Origin of the sequence: Microbispora triticiradicis (assembly GCF_005864065.1) — a bacterium.
Lineage (GTDB): Bacteria > Actinomycetota > Actinomycetes > Streptosporangiales > Streptosporangiaceae > Microbispora > Microbispora triticiradicis.
Genome location: NZ_VANP01000008.1, coordinates 307,792 through 326,947, shown reverse-complemented (window position 1 = coordinate 326,947; position 19,156 = coordinate 307,792). Strand labels below are relative to the sequence as shown.

At 73.5% G+C, this 19,156-nt stretch carries 19 protein-coding genes; 11 read left to right on the top strand and 8 right to left on the bottom strand.

Annotated features, from left to right (window positions below):
• Window positions 1-74 precede the first annotated feature (74 nt).
• The 9 genes from FED44_RS22285 (at window position 75) to FED44_RS22240 (ending at window position 10,482) form a co-directional block, all read left to right on the top strand.
• On the top strand, window positions 75-1,226 hold the full coding sequence (locus FED44_RS22285; RefSeq protein WP_138461911.1) for an efflux RND transporter periplasmic adaptor subunit: 1,152 nt from the start codon (window positions 75-77) through the stop codon (window positions 1,224-1,226).
• Window positions 1,223-1,963 (top strand): ABC transporter ATP-binding protein, encoded by a 741-nt coding sequence (locus tag FED44_RS22280; protein ID WP_117408349.1) that lies wholly within the window; start codon window positions 1,223-1,225, stop codon window positions 1,961-1,963. Before FED44_RS22285 ends, FED44_RS22280 begins: the two co-directional genes overlap by 4 nt.
• A complete protein-coding gene (locus FED44_RS22275) occupies window positions 1,960-3,258 on the top strand; it encodes an ABC transporter permease (RefSeq protein WP_138461910.1) in 1,299 nt (432 codons plus the stop codon). Before FED44_RS22280 ends, FED44_RS22275 begins: the two co-directional genes overlap by 4 nt.
• A gap of 98 nt (window positions 3,259-3,356) precedes the next feature.
• Entirely contained in the window at window positions 3,357-3,977 is a 621-nt protein-coding gene (locus FED44_RS22270) for a hypothetical protein (protein WP_138461909.1), read from the top strand.
• Window positions 3,974-4,663, top strand: a complete 690-nt coding sequence (locus FED44_RS22265; protein ID WP_117408346.1) for a response regulator transcription factor — start codon at window positions 3,974-3,976, stop codon at window positions 4,661-4,663. The genes FED44_RS22270 and FED44_RS22265 overlap by 4 nt, the downstream gene beginning before the upstream one ends.
• Window positions 4,638-6,149, top strand: coding sequence for a sensor histidine kinase (locus FED44_RS22260; RefSeq protein WP_244302141.1), 1,512 nt, complete (start codon window positions 4,638-4,640; stop codon window positions 6,147-6,149). The genes FED44_RS22265 and FED44_RS22260 overlap by 26 nt, the downstream gene beginning before the upstream one ends.
• A gap of 3 nt (window positions 6,150-6,152) precedes the next feature.
• Window positions 6,153-6,755 carry a PT domain-containing protein gene (locus FED44_RS22250; RefSeq protein ID WP_167521558.1) on the top strand — a complete coding sequence of 201 codons (603 nt, stop codon included), beginning with the start codon at window positions 6,153-6,155 and terminating at the stop codon, window positions 6,753-6,755.
• Between the two features lie 200 nt (window positions 6,756-6,955).
• Window positions 6,956-8,695: a P-loop NTPase family protein gene (locus FED44_RS22245; RefSeq protein ID WP_138461907.1), complete on the top strand. Its 1,740-nt coding sequence runs from the start codon at window positions 6,956-6,958 to the stop codon at window positions 8,693-8,695.
• On the top strand, window positions 8,692-10,482 hold the full coding sequence (locus FED44_RS22240; RefSeq protein WP_138461906.1) for a YfjP family GTPase: 1,791 nt from the start codon (window positions 8,692-8,694) through the stop codon (window positions 10,480-10,482). Before FED44_RS22245 ends, FED44_RS22240 begins: the two co-directional genes overlap by 4 nt.
• 22 nt (window positions 10,483-10,504) lie before the next feature.
• On the opposite strand, the gene FED44_RS22235 is transcribed toward FED44_RS22240, so the two are convergent.
• The 3 genes from FED44_RS22235 to FED44_RS22225 all read right to left on the bottom strand — a co-directional run bounded on the left by FED44_RS22235 (window position 10,505) and on the right by FED44_RS22225 (window position 12,530).
• Window positions 10,505-11,623, bottom strand: coding sequence for an SPFH domain-containing protein (locus FED44_RS22235; protein ID WP_165900949.1), 1,119 nt, complete (start codon window positions 11,621-11,623; stop codon window positions 10,505-10,507).
• A 5-nt stretch (window positions 11,624-11,628) separates the two neighbouring features.
• Complete coding sequence (locus FED44_RS22230) at window positions 11,629-12,060, bottom strand: NfeD family protein (protein WP_117410474.1); 432 nt, start codon at window positions 12,058-12,060, stop codon at window positions 11,629-11,631.
• Between the two features lie 110 nt (window positions 12,061-12,170).
• Window positions 12,171-12,530, bottom strand: coding sequence for a hypothetical protein (locus tag FED44_RS22225; protein ID WP_117410475.1), 360 nt, complete (start codon window positions 12,528-12,530; stop codon window positions 12,171-12,173).
• A 123-nt stretch (window positions 12,531-12,653) separates the two neighbouring features.
• On the opposite strand from FED44_RS22225, the gene FED44_RS22220 reads away from it, so the two are divergent.
• Both FED44_RS22220 and FED44_RS22215 read left to right on the top strand, forming a co-directional pair.
• Window positions 12,654-13,307: a response regulator transcription factor gene (locus FED44_RS22220; RefSeq protein WP_117410482.1), complete on the top strand. Its 654-nt coding sequence runs from the start codon at window positions 12,654-12,656 to the stop codon at window positions 13,305-13,307.
• Window positions 13,308-13,389: 82 nt separating this feature from the next.
• Window positions 13,390-14,505, top strand: a complete 1,116-nt coding sequence (locus tag FED44_RS22215) for a sensor histidine kinase (protein ID WP_208759120.1) — start codon at window positions 13,390-13,392, stop codon at window positions 14,503-14,505.
• A gap of 21 nt (window positions 14,506-14,526) precedes the next feature.
• On the opposite strand, the gene FED44_RS22210 is transcribed toward FED44_RS22215, so the two are convergent.
• The 5 genes from FED44_RS22210 to FED44_RS22190 all read right to left on the bottom strand — a co-directional run bounded on the left by FED44_RS22210 (window position 14,527) and on the right by FED44_RS22190 (window position 19,150).
• Window positions 14,527-15,651: a L,D-transpeptidase gene (locus FED44_RS22210; RefSeq protein ID WP_244302140.1), complete on the bottom strand. Its 1,125-nt coding sequence runs from the start codon at window positions 15,649-15,651 to the stop codon at window positions 14,527-14,529.
• A 146-nt stretch (window positions 15,652-15,797) separates the two neighbouring features.
• On the bottom strand, window positions 15,798-16,889 hold the full coding sequence (gene fahA / locus FED44_RS22205) for a fumarylacetoacetase (RefSeq protein ID WP_138461967.1): 1,092 nt from the start codon (window positions 16,887-16,889) through the stop codon (window positions 15,798-15,800).
• Window positions 16,886-18,058: a homogentisate 1,2-dioxygenase gene (locus FED44_RS22200; RefSeq protein ID WP_117410477.1), complete on the bottom strand. Its 1,173-nt coding sequence runs from the start codon at window positions 18,056-18,058 to the stop codon at window positions 16,886-16,888. Before FED44_RS22200 ends, fahA begins: the two co-directional genes overlap by 4 nt.
• 142 nt (window positions 18,059-18,200) lie before the next feature.
• Window positions 18,201-18,854 (bottom strand): IclR family transcriptional regulator, encoded by a 654-nt coding sequence (locus tag FED44_RS22195; RefSeq protein ID WP_244302139.1) that lies wholly within the window; start codon window positions 18,852-18,854, stop codon window positions 18,201-18,203.
• 92 nt (window positions 18,855-18,946) lie between these two features.
• Window positions 18,947-19,150: an EF-hand domain-containing protein gene (locus FED44_RS22190; protein ID WP_117410479.1), complete on the bottom strand. Its 204-nt coding sequence runs from the start codon at window positions 19,148-19,150 to the stop codon at window positions 18,947-18,949.
• Window positions 19,151-19,156: the final 6 nt, after the last annotated feature.

Here is a 19,156-nt window from a genome sequence, read left to right as displayed (position 1 = left end):
TGTATGCGGACTGCCAGCAAACCCTCAGCATCGGCCGAGGTTGCCCGAAGCGGGGTTTGCCAGGGTTCCACGTCGTGAAGCTGTCGACGAAGCGCCGGACGCTGGTCATCAACGGCGTCCTGGTGGTGCTGCTGCTCGGCGGGATCGCCGCGGCCTGGGCGTCACTGGGAGGCGACTCCTCCGCCGGGGCCGCTCCGCTGACGACCCGGGTGACCCGCGGCACCGTGCTCGCGTCGGTGTCGGCGTCCGGTTCCGTCGAGAGCGCCCGGACCCGGGCGCTCTCGTTCGGCACGAACGGTACGGTTGAGGCCGTGCTGGTCGAGACCGGCGACAAGGTCAGGAAGGGCCAGGTGCTCGCCCGTCTCGACGACACGGCGGCCCGGGAGAGCCTGGAGGCGGCCAAGGCGAGCCTGGACGCCGCCGACGACGCCGACACCTCGACGGCCTCGGGCTACTCGCAGTACATCAGCGCGCGGAACGCCTACCGGTCGGCGAAGCGGGCGCTGGCGGGAACGGTGCTCAAGGCGCCGTTCGCGGGGGTCGTCACGGCGGTCAACGGCGCGGAAGGCGGGTCCTCGGGCGGGTCCGGCGCCTCCTCCTCCCAGACCGGGCAGGGGCAGTCCCAGTCTCAGTCACAGGGCGCGTCCGCCGGTTTCGTCGAGATCGCCGACCCCGCGCGGCTGCGGATCGTGGGCGACTTCACCGAGGCCGACGTCACCAGGATCAGGACCGGCCAGACGGCGACGGTGACCTTCGACGCCCTCACCGGGGTGACGGCCGCCGGCAAGGTGTCCGTGATCGACCCGCAGCCGCAGACGAACAACAACGTCGTCCAGTACGCGGTGACGGTCACGCTGACCGGCGTCCCCTCCTCCGTACGGCTCGGGCAGACGGCCACGGTCCAGGTGACGGTGGGCAAGGCGGACGACGTGCTCACGGTGGCGTCCTCGGCGGTCACCACGGCGGGCGGCCAGTCGCTGGTGACCGTGCTGGAGAACGGCAGGCAGGTGGTGAGGCGGGTGGAGGCGGGCCTGAAGGGCGACACGACCACCGAGATCAAGTCGGGGCTCCAGGAGGGCGACCAGGTGGTCCGGCCCCAGGCCACGACCACCGGCGGAGGCGGCGGCATCCAGTTCCCGGGCGGCGGAGGCGGCTTCGGCCGCGGCTTCGGCGGCGGCGCGGGTGGAGGCGCGGGGGGCGCGAACAGGGGCGGTGGCGGCCGATGAACCCCACCCCGCCGCCCGTGCTCGTCCTCGGCCAGGTCACCAAGGTGTACGGCGAGGGCGAGACCGCGGTGCGCGCGCTGCGCGGGGTGTCGCTCACGGTCGAGCGCGGCGACTACGTGGCGATCATGGGAGCCTCGGGGTCCGGCAAGTCGACGCTGATGAACATCATCGGCTGCCTTGACGTGCCGTCCGGCGGCACCTACCACCTGGACGGCACCGACGTCGGCGCCCTCGACGAGCGGCGGCTGGCGATCGTCCGCAACCGGAAGGTGGGGTTCGTCTTCCAGTCGTTCAACCTGATCCCCCGGATGAGCGCGCTCGCCAACGTCGAGCTTCCCCTGGCGTACGGCGGGGTCCACGCCGCGGAGCGGCGCCGCCGGGCGCTCGCCGCGCTCGACCGGGTGGGGCTCGCCGACCGGGTCCACCACCAGCCCAACGAACTGTCCGGCGGCCAGCAGCAGCGGGTGGCGGTGGCCCGCGCGCTCGTCACCGCGCCGACCCTGCTGCTCGCGGACGAACCCACGGGGGCCCTCGACAGCACGTCCAGCGGAGACATCATGAGCATCTTCGACCGGCTCAGCGCGAGCGGCCGGACCCTCGTCCTCATCACGCACGAGGAGGAGGTCGCCGCCCACGCCAAGCGGGTCGTCCGCCTGATGGACGGCCGGATCGTGGACGACGTGCGCACCACCCCGGTGGGCGGCCTGCCTCCGCGGCTCGCCGGGGTGGTCTCGTGAACGCCGCGGAGGTCCTGCGCTTCGCGCTGCGCGGTCTGGCCGCCAACAGGATGCGCAGCGCGCTCACCATGCTCGGCATCCTGATCGGCGTCGCCGCGGTGATCCTGCTGGTCGCGGTGGGCGAGGGGTCCTCCCGGCAGATCCAGCAGAACATCCAGCGGCTCGGGGCGAACTCGCTGACCATCACGCCCTCGACCTCGGGTGGAGGAGGGGGCCCCGGCGGAGGGTTCGCCCGGCTCCTCGGCGGCGGAGGTGGAGGCGGGGGAGGCGGTGGTCAGGGCACACGGCAGAACACCGGCCCCCGGACCCAGGCCAGGGACCTGACCCTGGACGACGCGCGGGCGCTGGCCGACCCGGCGAACGCCCCGTCCGTCAGGAGCGTCTCGCCGGTCGTGACCGCCCAGTCCCAGACCGCGACGTACGAGGGGGCGAGCCACTCGATCGGGCAGCTCGTCGGCACCTATCCGAGCTATTTCGAGGCGTCCAACAAGCCGGTCGTCAAGGGCGCCTACTTCTACAACGACGACGTGCTCGCCGCCCGGAAGGTCGTGGTCATCGGGCACACGGTGGCCGAGGACCTGTTCGGCGCGGTCGATCCGGTCGGCCGGCAGATCACCGTGTCGGGCGTGCCCTTCACGGTCGTGGGCGTGCTGAAGGAGGCCGGCTCGTCGGGGTTCCAGGACGCCGACGACCTGGCGATCGCCCCGCTGCCCGCCGTACAGCAGAGCCTGACGGGGTTCGGGCCGCTGGGACAGATCCTCGTGCAGGCGAAGAGCGCCGAGACGGTGGACGCGGCGCAGAGCGAGGTCGCCGGGGTGCTCGACCAGCGGCACGGGATCACGAACGCGGCGAGCGCCGACTACCGCATCCTCAACCAGGCGACTCTGCAGGAGACCGTCAGCGCGGCGACCGCGACGTTCACGGTCCTGCTCGGCGCGGTGGCGGCGATCAGCCTGCTCGTCGGCGGCATCGGCATCACCAACATCATGCTCGTCACGGTCACCGAGCGGACCCGGGAGATCGGCATCCGGAAGGCGATCGGCGCGCCCAGGGGGGCGATACTGGGACAGTTCCTCGCCGAGGCGACGATGCTCAGCCTGGTCGGCGGCCTGCTGGGCGTGCTGATCGCGGTCATCGGCGCACAGTTCACGATCGCGGGCGTACGGCCGGTCATCGTCCCGGCCTCGATCGCGCTGGCGCTGGGCGTGTCGGTCGCGATCGGCCTGTTCTTCGGCAGCTATCCCGCCAACCGCGCCGCCGGACTGCGGCCGATCGAGGCCCTGCGCTTCGAATGACCCGGACCCGGCCCCCCAGCCGCAAACCCCAGCCGCAAACCCCAGCCGAAAACCCGAGCCGAGAACCCGAGCCGCGGACCCACAGAAGGGAGACGGATGTGAGCAGACACGACACAGAGGAGCTTCTGGAGAGCTCGCCGTTCGGCGACGACCTCCAGGAGGTGCTGGCGGCGCATCCGGCGCGGGCGGGCGCGTCCAGGGTCACCCTGGCCCTGGCCGGAGGCGTCCTGCTGGTGGCCGGGCTGCTCCTCGGCATCCAGGCGCACAAGCTCTTCGGCGGTTCCGCGGCGGGACCGGGCCGCGCCGCCGGAGCGGGAGCGTACGGCGGCGGCCAGGGCCCCGCCGGTGTTCAGGCCGGCCAGGGTGCCGCCGGGGGCGGGTACGCGCGAGGCGGGTCCTTCGGCGGTGCGGGCGGGGGCACGGGCAGGGGCGCCGGAGCTGGAAACGCAGGCGGAGGCGGAGGTGGCGCGGGTGGCATGACCTTCGGCACCGTCAAACTGGTCGACGGCGACAAGATCTACGTCGAGACCATGAGCGGTGGGGTGGTCACGGTCACCACCTCCCGGGACACCCGCGTCCAGGTGACCCGGGCGGGCAAGGTCGCGGACATCGAGCCGGGCAGCTTCGTCACCGTCGCGGGGACCGCCGACGCGGAGGGGCAGGTGGCGGCCACGTCCGTCACCCAGGGCTCGCCCGCCGGCAGGAGGGCGGGCTCGTGACCACCGAGGGTCGTCTGCTGGTCGTCGACGACGAGCCCGACATCAGGGAGCTTCTGTCCGCGAGCCTGCGGTACGCCGGATTCGAGGTGATCACGGCGGCGACGGGGCGTGAGGCGGTGGAGCTCGCCGGACAGGCGCGCCCGGATCTGGTGGTGCTCGACGTCATGCTGCCCGACCTGGATGGTTTCGCCGTCTCCGACCGGCTCCGCCAGACGGGGCGGCGGATCCCCGTGCTGTTCCTCACCGCGAGGGACGCCGCCGAGGACAAGCTCGCCGGTCTCGGCCGCGGCGACGACTACGTGACCAAGCCGTTCAGCCTGGAGGAGGTGCTCGCCCGGATCCGGGCGGTGCTGCGCCGCACCCGTTCGGGCGAGCCGCTCCCCGCCCGGCTGTGCGTCGCCGACCTGGAGCTCGACGAGGAATCGCACCAGGTGTGGCGCCGTGGCGCGCCGGTGCGGCTCTCGCCGACCGAGTTCAAGCTGCTGCACTACTTCATGGCGAACCAGGGCCGGGTGCTGTCGAAGACGCAGATCCTCGACCACGTCTGGCGCTACGACTTCGGCGGGGACCGCAACGTCGTCGAGTCGTACGTCTCCTATCTGCGGCGCAAGGTGGACGCGGTCGAGCCGAAGCTGATCCACACCCTGCGCGGTGTCGGCTATGTCCTTCGTGCGCCGCGTGGGTGAGCGGCTCCGCGCCATGACCGGGGCGGGCCGCACGCTGCGCCTGCTCGGCGTCCGCGAGCTTCGGCGGCGGGCCGCGCGGACCCCGCTGTGGCTGCGGCTCGTCGCGGGGACGCTGCTGCTCGTGACGCTCGCGATCGCGCTGACCGGCGGTTTCGCCGTACAGCTCCTGCGCGGTTATCTGGTGGACCGGGTCGACGCGCAGCTCTCGGCGTTCGCCCGGCGCCCGTCGGAGCCGCCTTCCGTGTCGCGGCCGAGAGACCCGGACACGGAGACGTTCTCACGGCCGCCGAGGCAGTTCGGCTTCTTCTACATCGTCCTGCTCGACAATGACGGCAGGCTGCTGCACACGGTGCAGGAGCCGCCGAACTCCGATCCGCCCGTGCTGCCCAAGCCCAGGGCGGACCGCGGGCAGTGGCTGTTCACGGTGGAGTCCCCCTCGGGGGACCGGTGGCGGGGGATCGTCGTGCGCGAGGAGCGGCGCGCCCGCTTCCGCGTCGCGGCGGTGAGTCTCGCCGACATCGACGGCACGGTCTCCCGGCTCGCGATGATCGTCACCGGGGTGGGCCTCGCCGTGGTCGTCGCGCTCGGGGTCGCCTGCTACTGGCTCGTACGGCACAGCCTGCGCCCCCTCGGGGAGATCGAGCGGACGGCGGAGGCCATCGCGGCGGGCGATCTGTCGCGGCGTGTCCCGCTCCGCCACCGGCGTACCGAGATGGGCAGGCTCGGCCGGTCCATCAACGGGATGCTCACCCAGATCGAGACGGCGTTCCGGGAGCGGGAGGCGTCGCAGGAGCGGATGCGCCGCTTCATGGCCGACGCCTCCCACGAACTGCGTACGCCGCTGACCTCGATCAGGGGCTACGCCGAGCTGTACCGGCAGCAGCGGTCGCAGGATCCCGAGACGCTGCTGCGCCGCATCGAGGACCAGGCCGTACGGATGGGCCTGCTGGTGGACGACCTGCTGCTGCTCGCGCGGCTCGACCAGCAGCGTCCGCTCGAACGCCGCCCGGTCGACGTGCTCAGCCTCGCGGCGGGGGCGGTGCTGGACGCGCAGACCCTGGCGCCGGACCGGGAGATCGACCTGCTCCGGCTGGACGGGTCGGACGGGCCGGTGCGGGTGCTCGGAGACGAGGCGCGGCTGCGGCAGGTCGTCGGCAACCTGGTGAGCAACGTCCTGCGCCACACGCCCGACGGCACCGCCTTCCGCGTCGGCGTGGGCAACCTGCCGGGCCCGTTCGCGGTGATCGAGGTGGCCGACGACGGGCCCGGACTCGCGCCCGGCGACGCCGGCCGCGTCTTCGAGAGGTTCTACCGCGCCGACCCCGCCCGCAGCCGGTCCGACTCCGGCGGAACGGGACTGGGGCTGTCCATCGCCGCCGCCCTCGTGCAGGCGCACGGCGGCACCATCACGGCGGACAGCGAACCCGGGCGCGGCGCGGTGTTCCGCATCCGCATCCCCGCCTGCCCACCCGTCGAGAAAGGCTGACAGATGCCAGGCACTTCGAGATCCGCCTTACGTCGTCCGTACGCCGCGGTGGTCGCGGTGCTCCTCACCGCCACGGTGGCCGGCTGCGGTGGTGGAGACGCCGGCGCCGGTGGCGCGAGTGGCGGCGGCGCGGGTGGCGGCGGTGGTGCGGGCGGTGCCGCGACCGCCGGCTCCCGGGCGGCGTTCGCCGAGTGCATGCGCCAGAACGGCGTCGCGCTGCCGAGCGGCCGCCCCTCCGCGTGGCCCAGCGGCAGGCCCACCGGTAGGCCCACCGACTGGCCCAGCGGGCGGCCCACTGACTGGCCCAGCGGCAGGCCGGGCGGGGGCTTCGGCGGGTTCCGCTCGATGGACCCGGCGACGCGGAAGGCGTTCGAGGCGTGCCGCTCGCTGATGCCGCAGGGCGGCCAGGGCGGGTTCGGCCGGCGCGGTGGAGATCCCCAGGCCCTCCAGGCGTTCCGCACCTGCATGAAGGACAACGGCGCCGAGATCTCCGGCGCGGTCCGCGTCCGTGACCTCGCGACGGCGGACCCCAAGGCCGCCAAGGCGTACGAGAAGTGCAAGGTGCTGCTGCCCACCGCCACGCCCACCCCCACCCCCAGCGCCTGACAACCCGCGCGCTGCCGCAGCTCCCACCCCCGGCCCGGCGCCTGACAACCCGCGCGCTGCCGCCGCTCCGGCCTCGGGCCGCCGACGACCCGGACGCCGTCCGCCGCTCGCGGCCGGGCGCCGGCGAAACGGGCCGGCCGCCGCCCCATACCGGTGCGGGCGGCGGATTCGAGGGCCTTCCCCGGGGAAGGTCGGGTGGTATGGCGGGGAACGACAGGCTGCGAGCGGCCCTGGAGAGCCTGCGGCGTCACCTCGATCAGGACCTGTTCCCTCTGGAGATCGGGGACGCCGCGGCCGACCGGCGTGTGCTGAAGGAACTGCGCGGACAGCTCGACGACTACCTGCTGCCCCGGCTCGCGGCCATCGACGCGCCGCTGCTCGCCGTCGTCGGCGGTTCGACCGGGGCGGGCAAGTCGACGCTGGTCAACTCCCTCGTCGGCACGACCGTGACCGAGCCGGGGGTGCTGCGGCCCACCACGCTCGCGCCGACCCTCGTGTGCAACCCCGCCGACTCTCCCTGGTTCACCTCCCCGGTGATCCTGCCCGGCCTGGCCAGGGTGACGGGCGGCGCGATCGGGGGAGCGTCCGGCGGGGGACGGGGCGAGCCCGGCACCCTCCGGATCGCCCCCGTGGAGGCGCTGCCCCCCGGGCTGGCGCTGCTCGACGCCCCCGACATCGACTCGGTCGTCACCGCCAACCGGGAACTGGCCGCGCAACTGCTCGCCGCCGCCGACCTGTGGCTGTTCGTCACGACCGCCGCGCGGTACGCCGACGAGGTGCCGTGGAGCTTCCTGCGCCTGGCCCGGGAGCGGAGCACGGCACTCGCGGTGATCCTCCAGCGGGTGCCGGACGAGGCACGTGAGCCCGTGGCCGCCGACCTGGCCCGGCTGCTCGCGGACAACGGCCTGGCCGGCACGCCGCTGTTCGCCGTACCGGAGCTGGCGCTGCCCTCGGAACGGGCCCGGCTGCCCGCGGCCGTCGTGCAGCCGATCGCGACCTGGCTCGCCGATCTGTCGGTGGACGCCAAGGCCCGGGCCGAGGTGGTCCGGCGCACCCTCACCGGGGCGCTCGACAGCCTCGCGACCCGGGTGCCCGATCTCGCCGACCGCGTCGAGCGCCAGCGCGCGGGCATCGCCGAGCTGCGCGCCATCGCCGACAAGGCGTACGACGTGGCGATGTCGGCGTTCGACGAGGGCATGCGGGACGGCAGGCTGCTGCGCGGGGAGGTGCTGGCCCGCTGGCAGGACTTCGTCGGGACCGGCGACCTCATGCGGTCGCTGGAGTCGCGGATCGGCTGGCTGCGCGACCGGATCGCGGCGGCGTTCCGCGGCCGTCCCGCCCCCGACCGGGAGCTGCGCGTGGCGCTGGAGAGCGGGGTCGAGTCACTGATCCGGTCCACGGCCGACGGCGCCGCCGAACGGGCCGTCGAGGCGTGGCTGGCCCTGCCCGCCGGGCGCGACGTGCTGGACAGGTCCGGCGTCGCCGTCTCCGGACGTCTCGGCCGCGCCTCCGCCGACCTGCCCCGCCGGGCGGGCGAGGCCGTACGCGCCTGGCAGGGCCACGTGCTCGACCTGGTCAGGTCGGAGGGCGCCGATCGGCGCACACTCGCCCGGGCGGCGTCCTTCGGGGTGAACAGCCTGGGGGTCCTGATCATGCTGGCGGTCTTCTCCACGACGGGCGGGATCACCGGCATAGAGCTGGGCATCGCCGGAGGCACGGGCGTGCTGAGCCAGAAGCTGCTGGAGGCCGTCTTCGGCGACCAGGCCGTACGCACCCTGACCCAGGAGGCCCGGGAGGACCTGCGCCGCCGGGTCCGGGCACTGCTCGACGAGGAACGCGCCCGCTTCTCCTCGCTGGTCGAGGGGCTCGGCCCGGCCACCGAGACGGCAGCCCGGCTGCGGGAGGCGGCCAAGGCCGTACAGGAGAGGGGCGATCTGTGAAGCTCCTGCGCAGGAAGGCGGAGGTGTCGCTGGACGCCCGCCTGGAGGCGCTCGCGGAGGCCGCCGACCTGGCGGAGGGCCGGCTCGGCCACGACACCGTCGAGCGCGCCCGCGCCGTGGTGACCCGGGCCGGCGTACGGCGGGGCCTGTCGGTGGACCACACGGCCGTGGCTCTCGCGGGAGCGACGGGCAGCGGGAAGTCGTCGCTGTTCAACGCGTTGTCCGGGACGCAGCTCGCGACCGTCGGCGTGACCCGCCCGACCACGTCGAAGGCGCAGGCGGCCCTGTGGGGCCCGGACGGCTCCGGCCCGCTGCTCGACTGGCTCGGCGTCCCGGTGCGGCACACCGTCGAAGGGGAGACGTCGGGGCTGATCCTGCTCGACCTGCCCGACCACGACTCGATCGAGCTGTCCCACCGCGAGGAGGTGGACCGTCTCGTCGCCGTGGTCGACCTGCTGGTCTGGGTGCTCGACCCGCAGAAGTACGCCGACGCGGCCGTGCACGAGCGTTACCTGCGGCCGCTCGCCCGGCACCGGGACGTCATGGTCGTCGTGCTCAACCAGGTGGACCGGCTGCCCGAGCACGCCGTCAAGCGCTGCCTGGACGACCTGCGGGGACTGCTGGAGGCCGACGGTCTTGACGACGTGCCGCTCCTCGCCGTGTCCGCCCGCACCGGTGCGGGCGTCCCCGAGCTGCGGGAGCTGCTCGACCGGAAGGTCTCCCGCCGCCGTGCCTGGTCGTCGCGTCTCGCCGCTGACGTGGCCTCGTCCGCCGCGGCGCTCTGGGCCGACACCCGGCCCGCGGTCACGGGCGACGCGCTGGTGGCCGTACGGGCACTCGCCCCCACCCCGGACGCCCGGGCGCTGACGGCGGCCCGCGTGTCCGCTCCGGCGGAGGCGGAGCCCTCCCGCGCGGACGCCCGGACCCCGGACACGGCGTGGCGGGGCCCCGCGCCGGCCGGGACGGCGCACGCGGGGACGACGCCGGTCGGGCAGGATCGGGCGTCGGCGCCGGGGGATGTGGTCGTGCCGGAGGTCACCGTGAGCCGGGCCCTGACACGGGCGCTCGCGCAGGCGGCCGGGGTGCCGGTCGTGGTGGACGCCGTCGCGAAGTCACACCGGCACCGCTCGACCGCCGCGACGGGATGGCCGGTGACGCGCTGGCTGCGGAAGCTGAGGCCCGACCCGCTGCGCCGCCTGCACCTGGCCCGCGGCAGCCGGTCGTCGCTGCCCCCGGCCACCGCCGTGCAGGCGTCCGCCCTCGACACCGCGCTACGAGACGTGGGAGTCGCCGCCTCGGCGGGGGTGCCCGAGCCGTGGGCGACAGCCGTACGGCACGCCGCCCGCTCGCGGTCCGGTGAACTGACCGACACCCTGGACCGGGTGGTCGCGACCGTCTCCGGCGGCGTGTCCCGGGCTCCGCGCTGGTGGCGGGTGGCCGGGACGGCCCAGTGGCTGACCGTGGCCGCCATGGCGGCCGGGGCGATCTGGCTGCTCGTGGTGTTCGGGCTCGACTATCTGATGCTGCCCCGGCCGTTCACCCCGACCCTGGGCCGGGCGCCCTGGCCGACCGTGCTGCTGATCGGCGGCGCGCTGCTGGGCGTGCTGATCGCCCTGGTGTGCCGTGCGGCGGCCTGGCTGGGCGGGCGACGCCGGGCACGCAGGGCCGCCAGAGCCCTGCGCGCCCGGATCGAGCAGGTCGCCGCGGAGTTGATCGTCACCCCTACACGGGATGAGCTGTCCCGCTACGCCCGGTTCGCCGAGTGCGTGACCGTCGCCGCGTCCTGACCGCCCGCCGGAACGCGCCGGGTCAGGGGCGTTCGGCGGGCGGGATGGTGCCCGACGGGTCGGGCGTGACGGCGTGGGCGGGGTCGGGGTTGGCGCCGGCCAGGGTGTCGAGGTCGGGACGGCCGGCTTCGATCCGGCGCGGGCCCATCTCGCTGTCCTCGGCCGCCGCCTTCGCCTCGGCGGCGGCGCGCTCGGCCTCCGCGACCGCCTCGCTGCCCGCCGCGCTCAGCTCACGCCTGCCGCTTTCCGCCGTGGCGGCGGAGGAGGCGGGCAGCGCCTCGGTGAACGCCTTGGACACCGAGTTGAGCGCCGAGGTGACCTCGCTCGGGATCACCCAGAACGTGTTGCCCTGGCCCTGCGCGAGCTGGGGCAGCACCTGGAGGTACTGGTAGGCGAGCAGCTTGGGGTCCGGGTCGTTGCGGTGGACGGCCTGGAACACCTCGTCGATCGCCTGCGACTGGCCCTGGGCCTTCAGGATCTGCGAGGTCCGCTCGCCCTCGGCCCGCAGGATGGCGCTCTGCTTCTCGCCCTCCGCCGTGAGGATCTGCGACTGACGCTGGCCCTCGGCCGTGAGGATCGCCGCGCGCTTGTCCCGCTCGGCGCGCATCTGCTTCTCCATCGCGTCCTTGATGGTCTTCGGCGGGTCGATCGCCTTGATCTCGACCCGGTTGACCCGGATGCCCCACTTGCCGGTGGCCTCGTCGAGCACGCCGCGCAGCTGGCTGTTGATCACGTCGCGGGAGGTGAGCGTCTTCTCCAGGTCCATGCCGCCGACCACGTTGCGCAGGGTCGTCACGGTGAGCTGCTCGACGCCCTGGATGAAGTTGGCGATCTCGTACTCCGCCGCCCGGGGATCGGTGACCTGGAAGTACAGCACGGTGTCGATGTCCACCACCAGGTTGTCCTCGGTGATGACGGGCTGCGGCTGGAACGACACCACCTGCTCGCGCAGGTCCAGGAGCGGACGGACCCGGTCGATGTACGGGATCACGAAGTTCAGGCCGGGACCGAGCGTGCGGTAGTACCTGCCCAGGCGTTCGACGTTGCCGGCCCGGGCCTGCGGCACGATGCGGACCGACCGTAGGACTGTGAAGACCACGACCAGGGCGATGACGATTCCGGCGATTACTGCTCCGTCCATGCTCACTACTCCCGGGGGTACACGAGGGCGGTGGCGCCCTCGATCTCTATGACGTCGACCGTGGCCCCCGCCGGGATCACGAGCGTCTCGTCGTATGCGCGGGCCGACCACTCCTCGCCGCCGATACGTACCCGGCCGTCCCTGCCGGTGACCTCGGCGGTCACGTACGCGGGCTTGCCGATCAGCGCGGACACCCCGAAGCGGCGCGGCGGAGGCTGCTTGATGTGCCGCAACGCGAGGGGCCGTACTCCGGCGAGGCCGGCCGCGGAGGCGATGACGAACACGGCGAGCTGGAGAGCGGGCGGCAGCCCGACGAGCGCGACCACCGTCGTGAGAAGAGCCGCGATCGACAACAGTCCCAGCGCAGCGGTCAGCGTGAAGATCTCCGCGACGCCCAGCACCGCCGCCAGGATGAGCCATACGATCCAGGAGTCCATTGCCGCCTCCATAGCAATGAACGAATGTCATCACCGTCTGGTTCCTCCCTCAAACCTAACGTGCCGGGGAAACGGCCGTACCGGCGCGTCGCGGGCGGGGGCGTGGCGGTTCAGCTTCTCGTGACGTCCGGCGCGGACGGCGCGGACGGCGCTGATGGAGCGCCCGGCAGCCGTGACCCGGCGGGCAGCAGCGGTGCGCACGCGTCCACCGCCGCTCCGTAGATCCGCGACGAGCCGTCGACCTTTTCACCTCTGATATCCAGGTTGACCAGGCCGTCCGACGAGAAGGTGACGTCGGGGAAGCCGGGCAGGCCGTGCGCGCGCATGCAGGCCGTGAAGGCGGCGCCGCTCCGCGTGCCGCCGACGGTTGTGGGCGTGGTGGCGATCACGGCCACGGCCGCCACGGCACCCAGCACGATCGCCGGGCCTGCGACGGCACGCGACATCCGCCTGATCGTCGGTCGCGTCATCTCGGCTGCTCCTCGGAGAGTAGGGATGTGTCGATGCGTCCGAGCCAAGCGGGGCACCGGTTACGGGGACGGAACCGGAACGGTTACCCCGCTGTAACCGGTGGACGCGGCATGCTGAAGATCGTGAGGGTGCTGCTGGTCGAGGACCACGAGGAGCTGGCCGGGACGGTCGCCACGGGCCTGCGCCGTGAGGGCATGGCGGTCGACGTTGTGCTGGACGGCCACGCCGCGCTCGTCAACGCCGCGGTGAACGGCTACGACGTGATCGTCCTCGACCGGGACCTGCCCGGCCTGCACGGCGACGAGGTGTGCAGGTCGCTGGTCGAATCGGGGCACCCGGCGCGGGTGCTGATGCTGACAGCCGCCGGCACGATCGACGACAGGGTGACCGGCCTCGGCATCGGCGCCGACGACTACCTGCCCAAACCGTTCGCCTATGCCGAACTGGTGGCCCGGATCCGGGCGCTGGCCAGGCGGTCGCAACGGGCCCTGCGGCCGGTGCTCGTCCACGGCGACCTTCGTCTCGATCCGGCCGCGCGGACCGCCACCCGTGCCGGGCGCCGCCTGCTGCTGAGTCCCAAGGAGTTCGCCGTCCTGGAACTGCTGCTGGCGGCCGAGGGCGCCGTGGTCTCCGCCGAGGAACTGCTGGAACACGCCTGGGACGAGTTCGCCGACCCCTTCACCCAGACGGTGAAGGTGACGGTCAGCCGGCTGCGCCGCAAGCTGGGCGATCCGCCGCTGATCGAGACCGTTCCGCAGGCCGGATACCGCGTCTGAGCCGCTCCCGTCGCGGCCGCCCCGGCCCGCGGGGCTCCCATCGCCACACCGATCACAGACGACCGCCGGTCTGGAGGGTTCCGTGAGGACCGTACGGCTGCGCCTGACCCTGCTCTACACGGGCCTGTTCCTGGTGGCCGGGGCGCTGCTGGTCGCCCTCGTCTACGTCCTGGCCCGCTTCTCGCCGTTCCCCGGCCCGGCACCCGCGCCCACGGCTCCCGGAGGTGGCGGACCGCCCGCCGGGACACTCGGACCCGATCACGTCGAGCAGGCCGCGAACCTGCACCGTCTGCTGGTGAACTCCCTGGTCGCGTTCGCGGTGGCGGCCTTCGCGGCGATGGTCCTGGGCTGGTTCGCGGCGGGGCGCGCCCTGCGGCTCCTGGGGGCGATGACCGCGACGGTCCGGCGCATCACCGCCGAGCGGCTCGACCGGCGGCTGCCCGTCTCCGGGCCGGACGACGAGCTCAGGCGGCTGGCCGTCACCTTCAACGACCTGCTCGACCGGCTGGAGGGGGCGTTCACCGCGCAGCGGAGGTTCGTCGCCAACGCCTCCCATGAGCTGCGCACTCCGCTGACACTGCAACGGGCCACGGCCGAGATCGCGCTCGCCGATCCGGAGGCCGACGCCGAGTCGTTGCGGGCCGTGCTGGGACGCATGCTGGCGGCCGGGGAACACCAGGAACGGCTCATCGAGGCGCTGCTCACCCTGGCCCGCAGCCAGGAGGGCCTGCACCGGCGGGAGCGGCTCGACCTCGCGGCCGTCACCGCGCAGGCACTCCGGCACGGGGACGACCCGGGCCCTCGGATCGAGGCGTCGCTTCACCCGGCGCCCGCCTTCGCCGATCCCGCTCTGATCGAACGTCTGGTGGCGAACCTTCTCGACAACGCGCGGAGGTACAACGTGCCGGGCGGGTGGATCACGGCGTGGACCGGCGTGACGGGCGGCCGCCCCACGCTCAGGATCCGCAACAGCGGCCCGCCGATCCCGGCGGAGCGCGTCCCCCTGCTGCTTCAGCCCTTCCAGCGGCTGGAGAGCGGCAGGAAGGCGGGCCGGGACGGGCTCGGGCTCGGACTGTCGATCGTGGCCGCGATCGCCGAGGCCCACCACGGCACGCTCGAGGTCCGCCCCCTCTCTGAGGGAGGGCTCGACGTGACCGTCGCCCTGCCCGGTCCCGTCCTGGAGGAAGGCCAGGCCTGACCGTCGCGCTGCGGAGGTGCGTCAGGGGGGAGCGGCGCGGGCGGGGCGCGGGGCGCCGCCGGCGAGCCATTGGGGCCAGGAGAGCTGCCAGTAGCCCCAGCCGTTGTCCCACTCCAGCCTGCGGGAGGTGCCGGTGACGACGACGGGGTCGCCGCGGAGGGCGTGGTCGTAGAACCATCGGGCCTGGTCGGGGCGGACATTGACGCAGCCGTGGCTGACGTTCACCCTGCCCTGCGCCCACGTGTTGTCCATCGCGTGGACGTACTCGCCGCTGTTGGAGATCCGTACGGCGTAGCCGATGAGCTTGTCGTAGTAGCCGGGGTCGCCCTCGCGGCGGCCCGGCGACACCATGCGGACGGGGTTGCCCTTGTCCATCGTGAGATGGGTGCCGCTCGAAGTGGTGTACTCCCTGGTGGTCGCCATGCCGGCGCTGATCCGCATTTGCCGCGTCACCACCCCGTCCTGCCGTACCACCATCTGGTGGGCCCGGGTGTCGACGGTGCTGACCATCGCCCGGCCCACGGTGAAGGCCACGCTCCGGTCGGCGGAGCCGTACGTGGCGGGGCCGGCGCGGACCCCGGTCAGGTGGGCGGTGAAGCGCACTCTCGTGTTCGCCGGCCACATCCTGCGGGGACGGTAGACGACCTGGGCGGGCCCCGGCCAGCGCCAGGCGCCCTCGACGGGCCCCCGCACCTCCAGCGCGCGCTCGACGGCCGCGCGGTCCTCCACCGGCCGGGTGAACGTCACGACGATCGGCATGCCGATCCCCACCGTCTCCCCGTCGTACGGCGCGACCGAGGCGACGGCCACCTCACGGCGCGGGCGGAGGGTGCGGAAGCTCGCGGCGGCCTGGCCGGTCACGCCCTCGGCTCCGGTGGCGACCGCGTCGACCACGTACTGCGTGCCGGGACGCAGCGTCCAGGAGGACCGCCACACGGTGCGGGACGCATCGAACGCGCCGGGCACCGGATCACGCCCCGCGAACGCCAGCACGGTGGTGAGCCTGCCGCCCTCCGCTCTGACGACGAGGCCCGCGTCGGGCGGCGCCTCCGCCGTGCCCGACGCCGGGGCGATCGTGATGCGCGGCGCGGGCGGCACGCGTACGGCGCAGCCGGCGGAGAGCACCGCGCACCATGTGAGCAGCACCGCGAGCACCAAGCGGCTCACAGGCGGCGCTGCGAACCGGCCGTCGGGCGCGTGCCGGTCCGGCCGGCCGGGCCGGATGCCTCGCTGGGGACGCTTGGGTGACTCCACGGGCCCCAAAGATAGCGAGGGGTGACGACAGAAACACGCTAAGTCGCCGGAAGGATCGTCCCCGACACCTCGCCGAGGCTCATCCCGTGCGAGGTCCAGGCCGTGATCGTCACGGTGTCGCCGTCCTCCAGGAACGTGCGGGTCTCGTCCGGCAGCTTCACCGGCTCGGCGCCGTTCCAGGTCAGCTCGATGAGCGAGCCCGGCTGCCCGGCCGACGAGACGGTCCCGCTCGCGAACAGGTCGCCGGTGCGGAGACCCGCGCCGTTCACGGTCAGGTGGGCGAGCATCTGGTCGGGAGTCCAGTACATGTCGCGGTACGAAGGCGTGGAGACCGTCTCGCCGTTCAGGTCGATCCGCAGGGTGAGGTCGAGGCCCCAGGGCGTCTGCCTGGTCAGGTACGGAAGGGGCTCCGGGTCCTGCGACCGGCCCTCGACCCTGGCCTCCTCCAGCGCCTCCAGCGGGGTGATCCACGCCGACATGGAGGTGGCGAACGACTTGCCCAGGAAGGGACCGAGCGGGACGTACTCCCACGCCTGGATGTCCCGGGCGCTCCAGTCGTTGACGAGCGCGACCCCGAAGACGTGGTCCTCGAACGCGCCGGCGCGCCCGCCGAGCGGCGCCGGCACGCCGACGACGAAGCCGAGTTCCGCCTCGATGTCCAGCCTGGCCGAGGGCCCGAAGGACGGCCGCTGCCCGCACGGCCGCCTGATCGGCGTCCCGGACACCACGACGCTGCCCGCCCGGCCGTGGTAGCCGACGGGCAGGTGCCGCCAGTTCGGCTTCAGCGGCTCCTCGCCCGGCCGCAGGATGCGCCCGAGATTGGACGCGTGCTCCAGTGAGGCGTAGAAATCCACGTAGTCGGCCACCTCGACCGGCAGGTGCAGGGTGACCTCCGTCAGCGGGATCAGGTGGTCGCCCGCGGCCGCGGCCTCGCGCGCCCGTCCCCGCGCCTCCTGCCAGGCCGTGCGGCCGAGGGCGAGGAACGGGTTGAGGCTGGGCGCGGCGAAGACGTCCCTGCCCAGGGCGGCCGCCAGGTCGAGGACGTGGTCCCCGACCCGGACGCCGACCCTGCGCGGCTCCCCGGCCCGGGAGAACACGCCGTACGGCAGGTTGCCGAGGCCGAAGCTCATCGCCGCGCCGCCCACGTCCACGCGTAGCCGGTGTCCTCGCACGCGAGGGCGGCCTGCCCGAGGTCGAGCGGGCGGAACGTGTCGATCATCACGGCCATCTCGGTCGTCTCGGTGTGTCCCTGGCGCACGGCCTCGACGGCGGCCTCCACCGCGCCCGGCTGGGGGCCGTGCGTGAAGCCCGCGGGATGCAGCGAGATCGAGCCGACGTCGATGCCCGATCCCTTCCTGGCCGTGTAGTCGCCGCCCACGTAGAACATGAACTCGTCGGAGTCCACGTTGTGGTGGTTGTACGGGATCGGCACCGCCTCCGGGTGGAAGTCCAGTGGCCGGGGGCAGAACGAGCAGACGACGAAGCCGGGCCCCTCGAACGTCTGGTGGACCGGCGGCGGCGCGTGGGTCCGCTTCACGATCGGTTCGAAGTCGCGGATGTTGAACGCGTACGGATAGAGGCAGCCGTCCCAGCCGACCACGTCGAAGGGGTGGTTGGCGTAGGTCAGCCTGGTCAGCCCGCCCCGCGTCCTGACCAGGACCGGCACCTCCTCGCCGTCCACGAGCAGCGGCTCGGCCGGCGCCCGCAGGTCCCGCTCGCAGTACGGCGCGTGCTCCAGGAACTGGCCGTACTGGGACAGGTAGCGTTTCGGCGGCCTGATGTGCCCGGCCGCCTCGATCACCAGCGCGGTCACCGGTCCCTCGGGCACCCAGCGGTGGACGGTCCCGGTCGGGACGACCACGTAGTCGCCCTCGGTCACGTCCAGCGCGCCGTACGCCGACTCGAACCTGGCCCGGCCGCTCGCGACGTACACGCACTCGTCGCCCATCGAGTCGCGATACAGCTCACTCGGGGCGTCGCACGCGGCGTACGAGATGCGGACGTCGGAGTTGCCCGCGAGCGGCAGGCGCCCGGAGACCAGGTCGCCGCCGGGCTTCAGGTCCTGGGTGCGGAAGTGCCGGGGGGAGAGCGGCAGGTTCGGCGTGAGAGCGGGCGTTCCCGCGTCCACGGCCTCGGCCTTGACGATCGCCGTCGGCGCGTGGCGGTGGTAGAGCAGCGAGGAGTCGGAGGAGAAGCCCTCCTCTCCCATGAGCTCCTCCTTGTACAGTCCGCCGCCGGGCGCGCGGAACTGCACATGGCGCTTGCGCGGGACCTCCCCGACCACCCGGTAGTACGGCATGACGCCTCCATGTGTCCGGCTATCGGACGAGCATGTCCTATATATGTACGACGATTCGCCATGCCCGCCCCGATGTCAAGCGTGCGGCCAGGCGCGACCGGAACACGGCCTTCGCCGGGCCGCGGCCGGTGCGGGGCGACCGTCAGCGTGGAGGTTCGGTCAAGGCGGTCGTGAGCCGGGCCGCCGCGTCCAGGACGAGCGGGCCCACCTTCTCGGCGTCCAGGTCGGCGAAGCTGATCACCCCGACCGACGCCTCCAGCCAGGGAAGACCCCGGATCGGGGCGGCGATGCCCTGCGCCCCCTCCTGGAGCTGCCCCCTGCTCGTGTACAGCGGCGGCTCCGCGAGGCCCTCCCTCAGCGCGAGCAGCGCCCGCCCGCCCGCGCCGCGCGTCAGGGGGTGGCGCGATCCCTCGCGGTAGGCGACGTGGAGATCGGTCCACGAGGGCTCGACCACTGCGACCGCGAGCCCTTCGTCGCCCTCGGCCACGGTCAGGTGGGCGGTCGCCCCCGCGTGCTCGGCGAGCGCGCGCAGCTCCGGCAGGGCCGCCGCCCGCAGCAGCGGATGCACGGCCTGGGCCAGGACCAGCACGCCGAAGCCCAGATGCACCCGGCCGTTCGCGTCCCGCCGGGCGAACCCCTCCGCCTGCAGCGTCGTCAGCAGCCGGTAGACGATCGGCCGGCTGAGGCCCAGCTCCTGGGCCAGCTCGGTGGGCGTCCGCCCCCGGTTGGCGTCGGCGAGCAGCCGCAACAGCCGTAAGCCCCGTTCGAGCGTCTGCGCCGACTCGGCCGCCATCATGACTCGATTATCGCCGCCCCGGCACCCTGGAGCGGCGCGCTTCGCGGCTCTTCAGGGGTGCGCCGCCGCCCGGGTGTCCTCCCGGCGCCGGCTCAGCGTCCGCTGAGCCAGGTGGCGAACTCGTCGAGGTCGATCAGGCCGTCGCCGTCCGCGTCGACCTTGTTGATCGCCCCCTGTGCGCCCTCGGGCGTGAGCGGCTGCCCGAGCACCTCCATCAGGCGGACGAGTTCCGCGGCCGAGATCCGTCCGTCCTGGTCGGTGTCGATCAGGTTGAAAGTCGCCGCGTATTCGCTCATGCCGTC